Origin of the sequence: Pseudomonas sp. MPC6, from assembly GCF_006094435.1 — a bacterium.
Lineage (GTDB): Bacteria > Pseudomonadota > Gammaproteobacteria > Pseudomonadales > Pseudomonadaceae > Aquipseudomonas.
Genome location: NZ_CP034783.1, coordinates 3885211 through 3902953, shown reverse-complemented (window position 1 = coordinate 3902953; position 17743 = coordinate 3885211). Strand labels below are relative to the sequence as shown.

Annotated in this window: 16 protein-coding genes and 1 pseudogene; 14 read left to right on the top strand and 3 right to left on the bottom strand. The window is 61.4% G+C overall.

Annotation, left to right across the window (positions count from 1 at the left end):
- Nucleotides 1-104 precede the first annotated feature (104 nt).
- The gene (locus ELQ88_RS20030; protein WP_346342821.1) at nucleotides 105-650 is read left to right on the top strand and encodes a VWA domain-containing protein; all 546 of its coding nucleotides are present in this window, start codon (nucleotides 105-107) and stop codon (nucleotides 648-650) included.
- A gap of 183 nt (nucleotides 651-833) precedes the next feature.
- Nucleotides 834-2481, top strand: a pseudogene (locus ELQ88_RS20025) (phospholipase D-like domain-containing protein).
- Between the two features lie 7 nt (nucleotides 2482-2488).
- On the opposite strand, the gene ELQ88_RS20020 reads toward ELQ88_RS20025, so the two are convergent.
- Entirely contained in the window at nucleotides 2489-4027 is a 1539-nt protein-coding gene (locus ELQ88_RS20020) for an MFS transporter (RefSeq protein WP_138967236.1), read from the bottom strand.
- 165 nt (nucleotides 4028-4192) lie between these two features.
- On the opposite strand from ELQ88_RS20020, the gene ELQ88_RS20015 reads away from it, so the two are divergent.
- The 12 genes from ELQ88_RS20015 to ELQ88_RS19960 all read left to right on the top strand — a co-directional run bounded on the left by ELQ88_RS20015 (nucleotide 4193) and on the right by ELQ88_RS19960 (nucleotide 14682).
- Nucleotides 4193-5059, top strand: coding sequence for a LysR substrate-binding domain-containing protein (locus tag ELQ88_RS20015; protein ID WP_138967234.1), 867 nt, complete (start codon nucleotides 4193-4195; stop codon nucleotides 5057-5059).
- A gap of 415 nt (nucleotides 5060-5474) precedes the next feature.
- Nucleotides 5475-7034, top strand: coding sequence for a TerC family protein (locus ELQ88_RS20010; protein ID WP_138967232.1), 1560 nt, complete (start codon nucleotides 5475-5477; stop codon nucleotides 7032-7034).
- Nucleotides 7035-7295: 261 nt separating this feature from the next.
- Complete coding sequence (locus ELQ88_RS20005; RefSeq protein ID WP_138967231.1) at nucleotides 7296-7544, top strand: plasmid stabilization protein; 249 nt, start codon at nucleotides 7296-7298, stop codon at nucleotides 7542-7544.
- On the top strand, nucleotides 7534-7815 hold the full coding sequence (locus tag ELQ88_RS20000) for a type II toxin-antitoxin system RelE/ParE family toxin (protein ID WP_138967229.1): 282 nt from the start codon (nucleotides 7534-7536) through the stop codon (nucleotides 7813-7815). Before ELQ88_RS20005 ends, ELQ88_RS20000 begins: the two co-directional genes overlap by 11 nt.
- A 334-nt stretch (nucleotides 7816-8149) precedes the next feature.
- Nucleotides 8150-8998: a transporter substrate-binding domain-containing protein gene (locus ELQ88_RS19995; RefSeq protein ID WP_138967227.1), complete on the top strand. Its 849-nt coding sequence runs from the start codon at nucleotides 8150-8152 to the stop codon at nucleotides 8996-8998.
- Nucleotides 8999-9049: 51 nt separating this feature from the next.
- Nucleotides 9050-9712 (top strand): amino acid ABC transporter permease, encoded by a 663-nt coding sequence (locus ELQ88_RS19990; protein ID WP_138967225.1) that lies wholly within the window; start codon nucleotides 9050-9052, stop codon nucleotides 9710-9712.
- A gap of 9 nt (nucleotides 9713-9721) precedes the next feature.
- Nucleotides 9722-10384 carry an amino acid ABC transporter permease gene (locus ELQ88_RS19985; RefSeq protein ID WP_128872715.1) on the top strand — a complete coding sequence of 221 codons (663 nt, stop codon included), beginning with the start codon at nucleotides 9722-9724 and terminating at the stop codon, nucleotides 10382-10384.
- Nucleotides 10381-11172: an amino acid ABC transporter ATP-binding protein gene (locus tag ELQ88_RS19980; protein ID WP_128872714.1), complete on the top strand. Its 792-nt coding sequence runs from the start codon at nucleotides 10381-10383 to the stop codon at nucleotides 11170-11172. Before ELQ88_RS19985 ends, ELQ88_RS19980 begins: the two co-directional genes overlap by 4 nt.
- Nucleotides 11173-11201: 29 nt before the next feature.
- A complete protein-coding gene (locus tag ELQ88_RS19975; RefSeq protein ID WP_138967223.1) occupies nucleotides 11202-11591 on the top strand; it encodes a RidA family protein in 390 nt (129 codons plus the stop codon).
- 77 nt (nucleotides 11592-11668) lie between these two features.
- A complete protein-coding gene (locus ELQ88_RS19970) occupies nucleotides 11669-12433 on the top strand; it encodes an IclR family transcriptional regulator (RefSeq protein WP_138967221.1) in 765 nt (254 codons plus the stop codon).
- Nucleotides 12434-12472: 39 nt separating this feature from the next.
- Nucleotides 12473-13690 (top strand): amino acid deaminase, encoded by a 1218-nt coding sequence (locus tag ELQ88_RS19965; RefSeq protein WP_138967220.1) that lies wholly within the window; start codon nucleotides 12473-12475, stop codon nucleotides 13688-13690.
- 59 nt (nucleotides 13691-13749) lie between these two features.
- A complete protein-coding gene (locus ELQ88_RS19960; RefSeq protein ID WP_138967218.1) occupies nucleotides 13750-14682 on the top strand; it encodes a sugar kinase in 933 nt (310 codons plus the stop codon).
- A 129-nt stretch (nucleotides 14683-14811) separates the two neighbouring features.
- Here ELQ88_RS19960 and ELQ88_RS19955 read toward each other — a convergent pair whose 3' ends face one another.
- Nucleotides 14812-15087 carry a peptidylprolyl isomerase gene (locus ELQ88_RS19955; protein ID WP_007898282.1) on the bottom strand — a complete coding sequence of 92 codons (276 nt, stop codon included), beginning with the start codon at nucleotides 15085-15087 and terminating at the stop codon, nucleotides 14812-14814.
- Between the two features lie 92 nt (nucleotides 15088-15179).
- Nucleotides 15180-17717, bottom strand: coding sequence for a PAS domain-containing protein (locus ELQ88_RS19950; protein WP_138967216.1), 2538 nt, complete (start codon nucleotides 17715-17717; stop codon nucleotides 15180-15182).
- Between the last annotated feature and the right edge of the window lie 26 nt (nucleotides 17718-17743).

The window sequence follows — 17743 nt, the reverse complement described above, 5'->3', positions numbered from 1 at the left end:
CTGACGCGGGGGCGAATGCCAGACCCCGCGCCGGACGGTTGGACCACGGCAAGCAAGGCAGGCGTCACGCCGCACGCAGCGGCTCGATCAATTGGCCTGGAACCTTGCTCAATGGCCGCCCCCGTCAGCGCGACGATGTACTGTTTCACCTGCGTACCCGTTCCCCCCACGAACTGTGGCTGGTGATCGTCGATGCCTCGGCCTCGACCCGGCGTCATCAGGCGTTGAGCGATGCCAAGGGCCTGCTGGCTCAATTGTTCGACGACGCCTATCGCCAGCGCGCCCGCCTGGCCTTGCTGACTGCCAGCGGCCATGTGCCGAAATGGCAGGTGCAGGGGTTGAAGGCGTCCGCCGGTTTGCGTACGTGGCTGGATGGCCTCGGAGCGGGCGGCGGCACGCCATTGCTGGCCGCGTTGGGTGAGGCGGGACGCTGGTTGGCTGCTCGCCAGAAGCGTTTTCCGGCGGAGCGACAGCGCCTGTTGCTGGTGACCGATGGCCGATTGAAAGACTTCACGATGTTGCCGACCCTTGATTGTCCGGGGCTGTTGATCGACATTGAGCGAGGGCCGATTCGGCTGGGGCGGGCCAAGGTGTTGGCGAGCGGATTGGGTGCGGATTATCGGCATATCGATGAGCTGGTTCCAGACTGAGTCTTGTGCTGCCGGTTCCGACCTCTTCGCGAGCAAGCCCGCTCCCACAGTTGAGCTGAGTCGTTGACAAATCCCCTGTGGGAACGAGCCTGCTCGCGAAGGCATCACCTCGGTGCCGGATAAACACGATCGACCCGAATCGCAGCCCTATGCTCAACAAAACACCCATCACAGGAGTGAACCGTGCGTGTACTAGCCGCCAACCATCAGGACGATTTCCGCGTCAAAGCCTACGCCGGCACCAACGGCGTGTTGTTGGCCATGGACCTGGCCGAACCCCGGCGCAAAGGCCTGCTGGGTTTCGCCATCGAAAAGCAGCAAGGCGACAAGCCCTGGCTGTTTCTGTTCAACAGCCTGACCTTCCCCGGCAAGGTCCATACGTTTCCCCAGTTTCGCGCCACTCCGAGCAATATCGCGCCGTTGCAGAAATTTCGCTGGGCCGATTACGCGGTCAATCCGGGGATGACCCTCCATTATCGAGTCTACCTGGCCTACGGCAGTGCCGATGCACCGCAATTGGGTGAATCCCTGGAGGTGACGGTCACCTCCGACAACGGCCAGCCGCAGAACCAGAGCGTGATTTTCAACCGCGCAGTGGCCGCCAGCCAGGCGTTCCAGCGCAAGTTTCCCGACCTCGACGCGCTGATCAGCGCCAACAAGAACCTGCCCATCGAAGCCTGGCCCGATGCCCCGCGACAATGGTTGGAAAAACGGTCTTCTCGGGCGCTTACTGGGGTTTATCGAGCGTGCCGTGGATGATCAGTGGGCGCTGGACATCGCCATCTATGAATACGAATTGCGGGTCATTGTCGACGCTATCGACGCAGCCTTCAAACGCGGGGTGAAGGTGCGGGTGCTGTATCACGCAAAATCCGGTGATAAAGGCACCGCCAGAAACGAAGAAAGCCTGGAAAAAATCCCGCAAGCGAGCAAGCGCGGGCGAGTCACCCACAAGATTTTCCACAACAAATTCATGGTGCTGAGCCGGCTCGACGACACCGGGCAGCATCAGCCTGAAGCGGTGCTTTGCGGCAGTACCAACTTCACCGCCAATGGCGTTTACCGCCAGGCTAACGTGGTGCACGTGCTGGACGACGCGCACGTCAGTACCCGCTATCTGCAGACCTTCGAGCAGGTCTGGGCCAACCCGGCAGTGGTCGGCGCCACCCGCAAATGGCTGACGCAACACAACCCGATGGACTCGTTGCAACCCTTGTTCAGCGGGTTCTCTCCACGCTCGGGTCGGGGTGACCTGCAAGCGTTCGTGGAGATCATCAACGCCGCGAAAAAGGATGTGTTGTTCGTGACCGCGTTCGCGTTGCCTGACGACATTCTCAATGCCTTGCTGGGCCAACCCGAGGACGACATCTTGCGTTACGGCCTGCAAAACACCACCAGCCGCATCACCGGTTTCCACGCTGACCGCACTGCCGAGTTTGCCGCTACCGCGTTGCTCAATACCGGGCTGGAAGGCTGGCTCAGGGAGACCATGAAAGGCCAGAAGGGCAACCTGCTGGTGCACACCAAAGCCGTGGTGACCGACTTCACCAGCGACTCGCCGACGATCATCAGCGGCAGCCACAACCTCAGCGCGGCGGCCAGCAACGGCAATGACGAGAATTACCTGATCATTCGCGGCGACACCGACCTGGCAGACCGTTATGGCCTGGAGCTGTTGCGATTCTACGAGCATTACCGCTTTCGCTACTTCGCGAAAAAACTGGCGCTCAAGCAGGTCCGGCCCTTGGTGGCGGATGACAGCTGGACCGATGATTACTACCTTTCGGGGGATTTGCGCAGGTTGTCGCGGTTGCGCTTTTCCGGACGCTGAAGGGGCGCTAATCCAGGCCCAGGGAAAAAGCCTTCGGTGCCGGAATCGGATGGCGCATCAGCGTGCCCACCACCAACGCCCCGAGCAAGGCCAGCAATCCCGCGACCCACAGCAACAGACTGAAACCGCCGACGAACGCCTGGCGGGCCAGCGGTTCAACCAGTGAGCGTGCGGTGTCCGGTACCAGGCCCATGGCGGCGCTCATGTCGCCGGCCACCACCCGCGAGGCGATGCCCGGGGTCTGGTCGAGCCATTGGGCACCTTGGATCGACAGGCTGGCGTGCAGTAACTGCTCGGTATGGCTGGACAGCAGCGCGCCGAATACGCCGATGGCCAGTACAATCGCACTGAAACGCATGGTGGTGCTCATGCCCGAAGCCATGCCGGTGCGCGCCCGAGGCACGCAGGCCATGATGTTCTTTTGCGTGTCTCCGTTGAGCAGCCCGGCACCGGCACCTGTTACGGCAATAGCCAGGGCAAAGGGCAGGTAGTCGCCGCTGCCGACAGCCCAGGCACTGAGCAGATTACCGCTGCCGACCAGGGTCAAGCCGACGGCCATCATGGTTGCCGGCGTAAATCGACAGGCCAGTCGCACACCGATACGCGGGCAAATCAACATGGTCAGGGCGAACGGCAACATCCCCAGGCCCGATGCAATGGCCGAGAAGCCCAAACCGTTCTGCAGGTAGAACGGCAGCAGGGTCATCATCACCTGGGCGCAGCCGGCGTAGGCGAACATGCCCAGCAGCGCGCCGATGAAGCGCGGATGCTTGAACAATTGCAGGTCGACCATCGGTCGCTGCTGCATCCGCTCAATCACCACGAACAGCCCCAGCAACAGGACGCCGCCAATCAGTCGGGCGTAGGTCAGCGGGTTGCTCCAGCCGATGCGGTTGGCCTCGATCAGGCCCCAGATCAGGCACAGCAAGCTGGCGCTGAAGGCCAGGCTGCCCCAAGGGTCCAGACGCGCCGATTGGGTGTCGCGGGATTCCGGCACTGCACGCCAGACCATCGCCATCAGGAACAAGCCCACCGGCAAATTGAGGTAGAAGATCCAGCGCCAGCCGATGTACTCGGTGATCAGCCCGCCGACGGTGGGTGCGGCGGTCATCGCCACCCCCATGCAGGCGCCCCAGAACGCCCAGGCCTTGGCCCGTTCCACTTCGTCGTGAAAAGTATGGCCGATGGAGGCCAGAGCCGAGGTCAGCAGTAACGCTGCGCCGACACCCTTGATCGCCCGGGCGATATCGAGGAACAACGCGTTGGGCGCCGCGCCACAACCGATGGAGGCGAGGATGAAGATGACCAGGCCCCAGAGCAGGGTTTTCTTCCGGCCGAAGCGATCGGCGAGGTTTCCGGCGGGCAGCAACAGGGCTGCGAAGGCCAGCATGTAGGCGCTGACCACCCATTCGATGTCGGCAAAGTTCGCGCCCAAGTCCCTGGCTATCGTGGGCAGGGTGACGGCGACAATGTTGGTGTCGAGGACAATCAGCGAACAAACGCCGGAGGCTGTCAGCAGTGTCTGGCGAGGGCTGACCCGGCTCATGATGGGATTGCCTTTTGGGCAAGATGATGGCGACTGATTGCGATAAGGGGTTTGACGTACATGGCGTGGGCTCTCTACTGTGACTGCCATGGAAGCTTATCGCGACCCAATGCAGGCTTCGTTAGCCAGAAAACGGGTTTTCATTACCTTTGAGCTAATACACCGATGGACATACGGCATTTCCGCTATTTCCTGGCCGTTGCCCGGCAAGGCAACTTTACCCGCGCCGCCGAGCAACTCGGTATCGCACCGCCGACCTTGACCCGCCAGATCCAGGACATGGAGAACGAACTCGGCACGCGATTGTTCGTGCGCCAGACCCGCGAGGTCAGCCTGACCGAGGCCGGCGCCGCGCTGGTGATCGAAGCCGAGGCGACGGTGCGGCAATTCGAATACGCCCAGCAAAACGCCCAGCGGGCCGGGCGCGGTGACATTGGCCATATTGAACTGGCTTACGTAGCCTCTGCGGTGTACTCGGGTTTGCTGCAAAGACAGGTGCAGGCCTTCAGCCGCGAGTGTCCGGATGTCAGCCTGAGCGTACGGGAAAGCCCCATGGCGTCATTGCCGGCGATGGTGGCGGAAGGCCGATTCGACATTGGCTATGTGCGCTCACCCATGACCTTGCCCGAAGGCCTGGAAGCGATTCGCCTGGATGCGGAAGGCTTCGTGCTGGCGCTGCCGTCCGAGTCTTGGTTGTGTCGTTTGCCGGAAATCGCCCCAGAGCATCTGCAAAACGAGACGTTCATCCTGCCGGAGCAAATCAGTGGCACCTTGCAAGTCGCCGCCGAGGGTGGCTTTGCCCCGAAGCTGGGGGCGCAGCCAGGTGGACTGGTGGCGGTGATCGCCCTGGTGTCCCTGGGACAGGGCGTCGCGGTCGTGCCGGAATCGGTGGTCGGGCATGTCGGGTTGCCGGGTGTGGTGTACCGGCCGATCAAGGGGTGCAAGGCGAGTTCGTGGTTGTCGTTGATTCATCGGCGCTTCGAAAAATCGGCGGCGGTGGCGCGGTATATCGAGCAAGTTAAAAACCGCTAAGAGCAAGAGCAAGAGCAAGAGCAAGAGCAAGAGCTTCGCGAGCAAGCCCGCTCCCACATTGGACCGCGTCCGTCCGGACAACTCGGTCAACTGTGGGAGCGGGCTTGCTCGCGAAGGCGGCCGACGGAATAACAAAAATCCAGAGGTTTACAGATTTTGTAATGATTTCAGACTGTAGGAAAAGTCCCATTCCCCTGTACGCTTCAAAGCCTTTTTCCTTTCAGGACTTGCATGAACACCCTCTTGGAGCCTCCCGGTTATCCTTTCTCCTCGCGCTATCGCGCGGTCTTGATGCACACGAAACACCCGGTCTTCCGATTCCCGAACGTCCATGCCTGTGCAACCCCACGGCCTCCACGCCGCGCCTTGCCGTGCCCGGCATTCTGACAATCACTGAAGAGATCGAGACGTTTTCATGGAATGGATAGCTGACCCCACCGCCTGGCTGGGCTTGTTGACCCTGATCGTGCTGGAGCTGGTTCTGGGCATCGACAACCTGGTGTTTATCGCCATCCTCGCCGACAAACTGCCGCCCGAGCAGCGCGACCGTGCGCGGATCATCGGCCTGTCCCTGGCCTTGTTGATGCGCCTGGGCCTGCTGGCGAGTATTTCCTGGCTGGTTACCCTGACGCAGCCGCTGTTCGAGGTGTTCGACAAGAGCTTCTCCGGCCGCGACCTGATCATGCTGTTCGGGGGTGTGTTCCTGTTGTTCAAGGCCACCATGGAGTTGCATGAACGCCTCGAAGGCCATGTCGGCGAGCGCTCGTCCAACACGGCTTACGCCCTGTTCTGGCCGATCGTGGCGCAGATCGTGGTCCTCGATGCGGTGTTCTCTCTTGACGCGGTGATTACCGCCGTGGGCATGGTCGATGAACTGGCGGTGATGATGATCGCGGTGATCATCTCCATCGGCCTGATGATCGTTGCCAGCAAACCGCTGACCCGGTTCGTCAACGCGCACCCGACGGTGATCATGCTCTGTCTGGGCTTCCTGATGATGATCGGCTTCGCCCTGACCGCCGAAGGCCTGGGTTTCCATATACCCAAGGGCTACCTGTACGCGGCCATCGGCTTCTCGATCCTGATCGAAGTCTTCAACCAGATCGCCCGGGCCCGGCGCAAGCGCTCCCTGCAGGGCCTGCGGCCAATGCGTGAACGCACGGCCCATGCGGTGATGCGTTTGCTCGGTGGCCGCAAGCTGGCGGCAGAGGAAGTCGGCGAGGAAATCGCCGACATGCTGGACAGTGGTGAAGTGCCCGGCGGCGAGCTGTTCGACCGTCGTGAACGAGTGATGATCAGTGGCGTGATGCAACTGGCCGAGCGGCCGATCCGCAGTGTGATGACCGTACGCGCCGACGTCGATCACATCGACCTGGCCGACGATGCCGAGACCATTCGCACGCGACTGATGCATTCGTCCTACTCGCGCCTGCCGCTGATTCGCGACGGAGCGGTGGATGAGCCGTTGGGTTTCGTGCATAAAAAAGAATTGCTCAAGGAATACCTGGCCGGTAACGAGCCCGGCCTTGAGGACCTGGCGCGCCACACCATCAACTTGCTGGACAGCTACTCGATCCTCAATGCCCTGGAGCAAATGCGCAAGGCCTCGACCCACATTGCCTTCGTGGTCAATGAATTCGGCGACTTCGTCGGCGTGCTGACCATGACCGACATTCTCGAATCGATTGCCGGCGAACTGCCCGATGCCAGCGAAATCGAAGGCCCGGATGTGATCGAAGAGCAGGGCGGGTATATGGTCAGCGGTGCGTTGAACCTGGCGCGGGTACGCCAGCACACCGGCTTTGCGGCAGAACCGACCGACGACTACCAGACCCTCGCCGGACTGGTGGTGAGCCTGCTGGATCGACTGCCGATGATCGGTGACAGCCATGAATGGCAAGGCTGGCGGTTGACGGTGATGGCGATTGAAGAGCGGCGGGTGACACGGGTGTTGCTGGCACCTGTCGGCGGGTAAATCTGCGCCGCCTGTGAAAGCCCTTCGCGAGCAAGCCCGCTCCCACATATGACCGAGTCTTACTGGCGAACGCGGTCAAATGTGGGAGCGGGCTTGCTCGCGAATGCGATCTTTCAGACGAAGACTAATTCAGGTCCCTCCACACATAAGGATGCACGATATGACGCCGTTGACCGCTGCAACTACGTGAAAAAGGTGGAGGCAAGGCTCGACTTAAAGTGCTATTTTGAACACCATTAAAAGCACTCCAGGGAAAAAATCATGACACATATCGTGCTTTCGCAAGTCGTCGCCAGCATTTCTGAACTCAAGAAAAACCCAATGGGAACAGTCGCCGCCGGTGGTGGCTTGTCCGTCGCGATTCTTAACCGCAACGAGCCGGCTTTCTACTGCGTCCCAGCCAAAGAATATGAAGCGATGATGGATCGACTGGAAGACTTGGAGTTGATTGCCCTCTGCCGCGAACGAGAAAACGATCCAACGATCAAGGTTTCTCTCGATGACCTATGAGTTGGAGTTTTCCGATAAGGCCTGGAAAGAGTGGCAAAAGCTTGGCGCAACGTTGAGGGAGCAGTTCAAGAAAAAGTTGCAGGAGAGACTCTCAAGTCCCCACGTCCCGGCTGACCGGCTAAACGGTTTGGGGAATGCATACAAGATCAAGCTCCGTAATGCCGGGTATCGGCTGGTGTACCGCGTGGTCGACGAGGTACTGGTAGTGACGGTGATAGCGGTGGGCAAGCGTGAGCGCGGAGAAGTTTATAAGGACGCAGAAAAACGCTAGGTTTCCCTAAAACTGAAGACCTGTAATGCATCTTGTTCACCGGGTTCCGGGAGACACGCGAGCCTGCTCGCGAATACGATCTTTCAAGCGACGAATGTCTCAGGTTCGAGCAAATGTGGCCCTGATACCCGCCCTGCGTAGACATCGGTAGCGTTCCCGACCTGTGGGTTTCGTAACACCTTTTTCGCGCTTGAATACATCCTTCTGATTCCCAACGCTTTTCAAACTTCCCAACAGCGGCCGCACAACCTGTGGCACACTTTCTGCTGTCTATTCCGTTGTTACATACCATATTCCGGTATAGCGGAATAAACATCACCCTGGAGTGCTTGCCATGCATCGCCGACCTTCCTTGTTCAAAGCGTGTGTTTTTCTCTTAGCGGCTTCGGCTGCTGCCGTGGGGGTTGCCCAGGCTGCAGACAGCAAGCTCGACAGTGTGCTGGCCCGCGGGAAGTTGATCGTCGGTACGGGCAGTACCAATGCCCCGTGGCACTTCCAGGGGGCGGACGGCAAGCTGCAGGGGTTCGATATCGATATTGCGCGGATGGTCGCCAAGGGCTTGTTCAATGACCCGAGCAAGGTCGAGTTCGTGGTGCAGTCGTCCGATGCGCGGATCCCCAACCTGCTGACCGACAAGGTCGACATGAGTTGCCAGTTCATCACCGTGACCGCCAGCCGGGCGCAGCAAGTGGCGTTTACCCTGCCGTACTACCGCGAAGGTGTCGGCCTGCTGTTACCCGCCAACAGCAAGTACAAGGAGATCGAAGACCTCAAGGCCGCCGGCGACGGCGTGACCGTTGCGGTGCTGCAGAACGTGTATGCCGAAGAACTGGTGCACCAGGCGCTGCCCAAGGCCAAGGTCGATCAGTACGACAGCGTAGACCTGATGTATCAGGCGGTGAACTCCGGCCGTGCCGATGCCGCGGCGACCGATCAGTCGTCGGTCAAGTACCTGATGGTGCAGAACCAGGGGCGCTATCGCAGCCCGGCCTACGCCTGGAGCCCGCAAACCTACGCCTGCGCGGTCAAGCGCGGCGATCAGGACTGGCTGAACTTCGTCAACACCGCCCTGCACGAGGCCATGACCGGCGTTGAATTCCCGACCTACGCGGCCTCGTTCAAGCAGTGGTTCGGTGTCGATCTGCCCACTCCGGTCATCGGTTTCCCCGTCGAATTCAAATGATCCCGTGAGAGTGGGGCGCCTTGGCGCGCCCCGCTCAAGGTATTGCTGACCATGAATTATCAGTTGAACTTTGCCGCCGTCTGGCGCGATTTCGACACCTTGCTGGTGGGGCTCAGCCTGGGCCTGCAGCTGGCGCTGGTGTCGATTGCCATCGGCTGCGTGATCGGCCTGCTGATGGCGTTTGCCTTGCTGTCCAGGCATCGCGCGTTGCGGGTGCTGGCGTCGGTGTATGTGACGGTGATCCGCAATACGCCGATCCTGGTGTTGATTCTGTTGATCTACTTCGCCTTGCCGAGCCTGGGCATTCGCCTGGACAAGATCCCGTCGTTCATTATTACCCTGTCGCTGTATGCCGGGGCGTACTTGACCGAAGTGTTCCGCGGCGGGCTGTTGAGCATTCCCAAGGGGCAGCGTGAAGCCGGGTTGGCGATCGGGCTCGGTGAGTGGCAGGTCAAAGCCTATGTCACGGTGCCGGTGATGTTGCGCAATGTGCTGCCGGCACTGTCGAACAACTTCATTTCGCTGTTCAAGGACACCTCGCTGGCGGCGGCGATTGCCGTGCCGGAGCTGACCTATTACGCGCGCAAGATCAATGTCGAGAGCTATCGGGTGATCGAGACCTGGCTGGTGACCACAGCGCTCTATGTGGCGGCCTGTTACCTCATTGCCATGATGCTGCGTTACCTCGAGCAACGTCTGGCGATTCGCCGATAGGAGGCTCCCATGTACGAATCCCCCAGTTGGTTGCATGAGTTGTGGGTGGCGCGGGAAGTGCTGTGGCAGGGCTTTCTGACCAGTGTGCAGGTGTCGGCCCTGGCGATTCTGCTGGGCACGATGGTCGGCATCGTTGCCGGTCTGGTGCTGACCTACGGCAAGTTCTGGATGCGCGCGCCGTTTCGGTTTTACGTCGACGTCATTCGCGGCACGCCGGTGTTTGTGCTGGTGCTGGCCTGCTTCTACATGGCGCCGGCGCTGGGTTGGCAGATCAGCGCATTCCAGGCGGGTGCGTTGGGGCTGACGCTGTTTTGCGGCTCGCACGTGGCCGAGATTGTGCGCGGTGCCTTGCAAGCGCTGCCCGGTGGCCAGATGGAAGCGAGCAAAGCCATCGGCCTGACGTTCTTTCAATCCCTCGGTTACGTGCTGCTGCCGCAGGCACTGCGGCAGATCTTGCCGACCTGGGTCAACTCGTCCACCGAGATCGTCAAGGCTTCGACGCTGTTGTCGGTGATCGGCGTGGCCGAGTTGCTGCTCAGCACACAGCAGATCATTGCCCGGACGTTCATGACCCTGGAGTTTTACCTGTTCGCCGGTTTGCTGTTTTTCGTCATCAACTACGCCATCGAATTACTCGGCCGGCACATTGAAAAGCGGGTGGCCTTGCCATGATACAAGCTCAAGCTTCGACACAGAATCAAGCGCTGCTGGACATCCGCGGCCTGCACAAACAGTACGGCCAACTCGAAGTGCTCAAGGGCGTCGACCTGACGATGCAGCGCGGTAACGTCGTGACACTGATCGGCTCCAGCGGCTCGGGCAAGACCACGCTGCTGCGCTGCGTGAACATGCTCGAAGAGTTCCAGGGCGGGCAGATCCTGCTCGACGGCGCATCCATCGGTTATGACGAGGTCAACGGCAAGCGCGTGCGCCACCCGGAGAAAGTCATCGCCCGCCATCGGGCCATGACCGGCATGGCGTTCCAGCAGTTCAACCTGTTCCCGCACCTCACGGCGTTGCAGAACGTCACCCTCGGGTTGCTCAAGGTCAAGAAGCTGCACAAGGACGAGGCGGTGGCCCTGGCGGAAAAATGGCTGGAGCGGGTCGGGCTGCTGGACCGCCGTGACCACTACCCCGGTCAGTTGTCCGGCGGCCAGCAACAGCGCGTGGCGATTGCCCGGGCGATTGCGATGAACCCGAGCCTGATGCTGTTCGACGAAGTCACCTCGGCCCTTGACCCGGAACTGGTGGGCGAAGTGCTGAACGTGATCAAGGGCCTGGCCGAAGACGGCATGACCATGTTGCTGGTGACCCACGAAATGCGCTTCGCCTTCGAGGTCTCGGACAAGATCGTGTTCATGAATCAGGGGCGGATCGAAGAGCAGGGGCCGCCCAAGGAACTGTTCGAGCGCCCGCAATCGCCGCGACTGGCGGAATTTCTCAAGAACACGCGGTTTTAAACACTCATTTTCAATCAGGAGAAACACCCATGAGCATTACTCGTTACGGCACCGGTAGCACCGCCGCTGGCGGTCAGCCTCGCCCTTTCGCCCGCGCCGTTGAAGCCGATGGCTGGCTGCACGTTTCCGGGCAGGTGCCTGCGGTGGACGGCGAGGTCATTACTGGCGGCATCGTCGAGCAGACGCACCAGACCATGAAGAACCTGATCGCGATTCTCGAAGAAGCCGGTTATGGCTTGGAAGATGTGGTGCGTGCAGGCGTGTGGCTTGAGGATCCGCGGGATTTCACGAGTTTCAACAAGGTCTTCTCTGAATACTTCAAACCGGAACACGCCCCGGCTCGTGCCTGTGTGCAGGCGAGCATGATGGTGGATTGCAAGGTCGAGATCGACTGCATCGCCTACAAGAAAAAGGCCTGAGATCCGCGAAGACGGCCTCACGGTCGCCGCTGCACTCTGGTTAAACTCCCGGCCACATTGAATGGGAACCTGAAGACATGACCGAAGACACCATCAAGCGCCGGGCGCGCGGTCTGGACCGGGCGTTCGATATCCTCGATTTCCTCAAGGAGATCGGCCAGCCCCTGCGCCCGAATGAAATCGCCAGTGGCATCGGCAGTCCGAAATCCACGGTCTACGAACTGGTCGCATCGCTGCTCGAGCGGCGCATTCTCGAGCCCGTGGGCAAGGACGGGCACGTCTACCTCGGGCGTCAGCTGTACTTCCTCGGGCAGGCGCATTTGCGGCATTTCGACCTGACCCGCGAGGCCGATCACGCCTTGCAGGAGATCGTCAGCCAGACCCGTGAAACCGCGCAGATGTGCCTGCTCAACGGGCGCAAATACACGGTGGCGCTGATGAAGGAGGGCGAGCGGCATTTCCGCATTTCCTCGGACATCGGCGAAAACGCGCCGATCCCCTGGACCGCTTCCGGGCGCCTGCTGCTGGCGCACCTGAGCGATCAGGCCATCGTCGACCTGATCGACCCTGACGACTTCGTCCTGCCCAACGGCGAGCGCTTGCCGCTGGAACAGTTTCTCAAGGAAATCCGCCAGGCCGGCATCGATGGATTCTTCTCCTTCGACAGCGTCGCCGACACCTTTACCCATTGCTTCGCCGCTCCGGTCAAAGACCCCGGCGGCGTGGCCATCGCGACCCTGTGCATCGTCGCCCCCCGGGCCGATGCCAGGAACAACTACAACGACTATCGCCGGGTGCTGATCGACAGCGCCAACAGCCTGGCCCGTCGCATCAACGAATAACCGTGGCTGCTCGCGGCCGCGAATGTGAGGAGTTCGACCATGTATTCTGCCAAACATACTGCCGCCGTGGAAAAGGGCTTCGCCCACACGGGTGCCAACCTGGTGCGCGACGTCAGCCTGCCGGCGCTGGTGCTGCATCGCGAGGCGCTGGAACACAACATTCGCTGGATGCAGGCATTTGTCAGCAACAGCGGCGCGGAACTGGCGCCCCACGGTAAAACCAGCATGACGCCGGCGCTGTTCCGCCGCCAACTCGACGCCGGTGCCTGGGGCATTACCCTGGCCAGCGCCACCCAGACCCGTGCGGCTTACGCCCATGGGGTGCATCGGGTGTTGATGGCCAACCAGCTGGTCGGCACGCCGAACATGGCGCTGATCGCCGATCTGCTGGCAGACCCGGCGTTCGATTTTTATTGCATGGTCGATCACCCGGACAACGTCGCTGATCTGGGCGCGTATTTCGCCTCCCGCGGCGTGCGCCTGAATGTGATGATCGAGTACGGGGTGGTCGGTGGTCGTTGTGGTTGCCGCAGCGAAGGGGAAGTCCTCGCGCTGGCCACGGCCATTGCCGCGCAGCCGGCCCTGGCGCTGACCGGGATCGAGGGTTACGAAGGGGTGATCCACGGTGATCATGCAGTGACTGGCATCCGCGAGTTCGCCGCCTCTCTGGTACGCCTGGCGGTGCAGCTGCAGGACAGCGGCGCCTTCGCCGTCGCCAAGCCGATCATCACCGCCTCGGGTTCGGCCTGGTACGACTTGATCGCCGAATCCTTCGAAGCCCAGAACGCCGGTGGACGTTTCCTCAGCGTGCTGCGTCCCGGCAGCTATGTGGCTCACGACCACGGCATCTATAAAGAAGCGCAGTGCTGCGTACTCGACCGTCGCAGCGACCTGCACGAAGGCCTGCGCCCGGCGCTGGAAGTCTGGGCGCATGTGCAGTCGTTGCCGGAGCCGGGGTTTGCGGTGATCGCCCTGGGCAAGCGCGACGTGGCCTATGACGCCGGCCTGCCGGTGCCGTTGCTGCGCTACAAGGCGGGTGCGGTGCCGGCGACGGGTGAAGATGTCAGCGCCTGCAAGGTGACGGCGGTCATGGACCAACATGCCTTCATGACGGTGGCGCCGGGGGTCGAGTTGCGAGTGGGGGATATCATTTCCTTTGGGACTTCCCATCCGTGCCTGACGTTCGACAAGTGGCGTATCGGGTGCCTGGTGGATGAGCAACTGAATGTCATCGAGACCATGGAAACCTGTTTCTAAGGCTTGGGACCGCGATGGCGGCCTACCAGACAACATAGAGACACCAGAGACCCCACAACATGAGCACCATCAACACCCTCGGCCCCCACACCCCGCGCATCGCCCTGATCGGCGAATGCATGATCGAGTTGCAGCAACGCGCAGATGGCAGCCTGCAGCAGAGCTTCGGCGGCGATACCTTGAACACGGCGGTCTACCTGTCCCGGACCCTGGGCGAGGGCGGTACGGTGGATTACGTCACGGCCCTGGGCGACGACAGCTTCAGCGATGCCATGTGCCAGAGCTGGGCCGCCGAACGCATTGGCCTGGGCATGGTCCAGCGTTTGCCCGGGCGCTTGCCCGGCCTGTATTGCATCCAGACCGATGCTGCCGGCGAGCGACGATTTCTGTACTGGCGCAATGAGGCGGCCGTTCGCGACTGCTTCACCACCCCGGCCGCCGCGCCGATCCTGGCGGCGCTGCCGGATTACGACGTGCTGTATTTCAGCGGCATCACCTTGGCGGTACTCGGTGCGCTGGGGCGGGAGAAGTTGCTGGAAACCCTGATCGAGGCCCGGCAGCGCGATGCGCGGATCGTGTTCGACAACAACTACCGGCCACGCTTGTGGGTCTCGATCGAGGAGGCGCGCGCGGCCTATCGCAGCGTGCTGCCATATGTCGACCTGGCGTTGCTCACGGTCGATGATGAGCAGGCGTTGTTTGGTTTTGCCGATTGCGCGGCGGTGTTTGCCGCCTACGCGCAGGTCGGCACGCCGGAAGTGGTGCTCAAGCGCGGTGCCGAGGCGTGTTTGATTCGCTGTGATGGCGAGTCGTTTGAAGTGCCGGCGCAGGTGGTCGAGCGGGTAGTGGATACTACGGCGGCGGGGGATTCATTCAGTGCGGCGTATTTGGCCAGTCGGTTGAAGGGTGGCAGTCCGGTCGAGGCGGCCGAGGCCGGGCATCGGTTGGCGGGTCGGGTGATTCAGGTGCCGGGGGCGTTGATTCCAAGATAAGTGGAGGATGGCCGCCTGCTGCGCAGTCGGTTCGCTGGCAAGCCAGCTCCTACAGGGAATGGTGATGTAGCCACACCAAAAACCTTGTGGGAGCGGGCTTGCCCGCGAAGGGGCCCTCAAGCCAACCGCTCAATCCCGATAAAACACCTGCACCAGGTGATAGCCAAACTTGCTCTTGATCGGCCCATGCACCACCCGCAGCGGTTTTTTGAAGATCACCGCGTCGATCACGCCAACCATCTGCCCGGGCCGCACCTCGCCCAGGTCGCCGCCGCGCTTGCCGGACGGGCAGGTGGAGTACTTCTTGGCCAGCACATCGAAGGCTTCACCCTTGGCGATGCGTTGTTTGAGCTGCTCGGCTTCTTCCGAGGTTTTCACCAGAATATGGCGGGCTTGAGCTTTCATTGGGACAGGTACCTTGCAACGGTGGTGGCTGTTGGTGGCTATGTAGGTGGCTATGTTGGTGCCAGCCTGGGGGGGCGCGATTATGCCTCAACTCACTCGGGTTGACCGATCATCGTGCGAATCTTGTTGGCCAGCAGGTCGATGGAAAAGGGCTTGGCCACCATGTCCATGCCTTCTTCGAGGAAACCCTGGCGTTCGGCGGCTTTCTCCGCATAACCGGTCATGAACAGCACTTTGAGGTCGGGCCGGTGCTGGCGGGCGATTTCCGCCAGTTGCCGGCCATTCATGCCCGGTAGCCCGACATCGGTCACCAGCAGATCGACCCGCAGGTCGGATTCGAGCAACGGCAGGGCGGCCTTCGCGTCTTCGGCTTCATGGGCGTGATAGCCCAGCTCGTTGAGCAGGTCGAGCACCAGCATGCGTACCGCCGGATCGTCTTCCACCAGCATCACGGTTTCACCGGCGATCGCCGCCGGTGCCTCGCTGGCGATTGGTGATACGGCAGGGTCCGGCACTGCGACGTACAGCCGCGGCAAGTACAGGCGAACACTGGTGCCCTGGCCCGGCAGGCTGAACAGGCTGACGTGGCCGCCCGATTGCTGGGCGAAACCGTAGATCATCGACAACCCGAGACCGGTGCCCTGGCCGATGGGCTTGGTGGTGAAAAACGGATCGAAGGCCTTGGCCAGCACCGACGGCGTCATGCCGGTCCCGTTGTCGCTGACGGCGATCATCAGGTAATCCCCGGCCTTGACCGGCTCCAGGGTGGTGATGTCACTGCCGTCGAGATAGACGTTAGCGGTTTCGATCAGCAATTGACCGCCATCGGGCATCGCGTCCCGGGCGTTGATCACCAGGTTGAGCAGGGCGTTTTCCAATTGACTGACGTCGGTACTGACCGGCCAGATGTCCTCGGCCAGTTGCAGTTTGAGCTCGATATGGTCGCCTTTGGTGCGGCTGAGCAGGTCTTCCAGGGAATGGATCAGCTCATTGGCGTTGAGCGGTTTGCGATCCAGTGACTGGCGTCGGGAGAACGCCAGCAGCCGATGGGTCAGCGCGGCGGCGCGGTGGGCCGAGGACACCGCCGCCTCGGTGAAACGGCCGATTTCCGCAGTGCGCCCCTCGGCGATGTAACGCTGCATCAGGTCGAGGCTGCCGATGATCCCGGTGAGCATGTTATTGAAGTCATGGGCGATGCCGCCGGTGAGCTGGCCGACCGCTTCCATCTTCTGCGCATGGCGCAATGCTTCTTCGGCGCGTTCGCGTTCGAACATCTCGTTGAGCAGTTTTTCATTGGCTTCGGCCAGTTGCCGGGTGCGGGCGCTGACGCGTTCTTCGAGGGTTTCGTTGAGATTGCGCAGGGCTTCTTCGGTCTGTTTGCGTTCGGTTTCGTCGATCACGAAGATGTAGAAGCCATTCACCGCGCCATCCGGTCCGTGGCGCGGCAGGTAATTCATCAACGCCTGGCGGGTGCTGCCATCACGGTGCGCGGCGCTGATGCTGAAGCAGCAGGCTTTACCCGACAGGGCTTCGGCGATGTATCCGGCGCGCAGGGTGTAGGCTGCTTCGCCCAGCACCTCGCGAATCGTGCGCCCATAGAGTTCCTGGGGCGTCAGGCCGTACCAGTCCAGATAAGCGGCGTTGTTCAGGCGAAAACGCTCCTCGCTGTCGACGTAACTGATCAGGATCGGCATGGCGTTGATGATCAGTTGCAACTCGGTCTGGCTCTGGCGCAACGCCTGCTCGGTGAGTTTGCGTTCGGTCAGGTCCAGGGCGGCACCGAGGAAGCGGATGGGCCGGCCATGGTGGTCCTTGTAGCAACGACCCCGGGCAAACACCCAGCGCAACTGACCGTCGGGCTGCAGCAGGCGATATTCCTCGGCGTATTCGGTGCCGTGGGTAATGGAGTACTTGATGCCGCGGGTGACCATGGCGCGGTCTTCCGGGTGCACGGCATGCAGGTAGTCACTGATGGGCAACTGGCTGGCGAGCAATGGGTCGACGCCATGCAGCTGGGCAAAATGGGTGTCGGCAATGAAACGGTCTTCGCTGATGTCCCAGTCCCAGGTGCCGACGGCATCGGTGGCGGCCAGGGCCAGTTGCAGGCGCTCCTCGGTTTCATGCTGGGCCTTGAGACTGGCTGCCGAGCGCTGTTCCAGCTCGAGGGCGATGCGGCGGCGCTCGTTGGTTTCGATGGCGGTGACCAGGATCCCGGCAACCTGGGCGCTCTCATCGCGAATGGGGCTGTAGGTCAGGTCCAGCCAGAAATCGGAATCATCGCCATCGCGCTGCAAGGTGAAGCGCTGTTCGCTGTAGGTCCGCACTTGTCCTTGTAGGACGGCTCTGTAAATCGGGTCGGTAAAGTCTTTGAGTTCTGGCCAGATCTGGTGTGTGGGTTGTCCGAAAGCGTGTGGATGCTTGCTGCCGGCCAGCAGGGCGAACCCATCGTTGTAGATCTGCGTGAGTTGCGGCCCCCACAGCAACAGCATGGGCATCGGCGAATGAATCACGATGTCCACGGCGGTGCGCAAGCTCTGCGGCCAGGTGATGGCGGGGCCCAGCGGAGTGCATGTCCAGTCCAGCCTGGCAATCAAGGCCTGGGCATCGCTGCCGGTCGGTGATGCGTTCATCAAATTGTCCTGCACTAAGTCGGTGT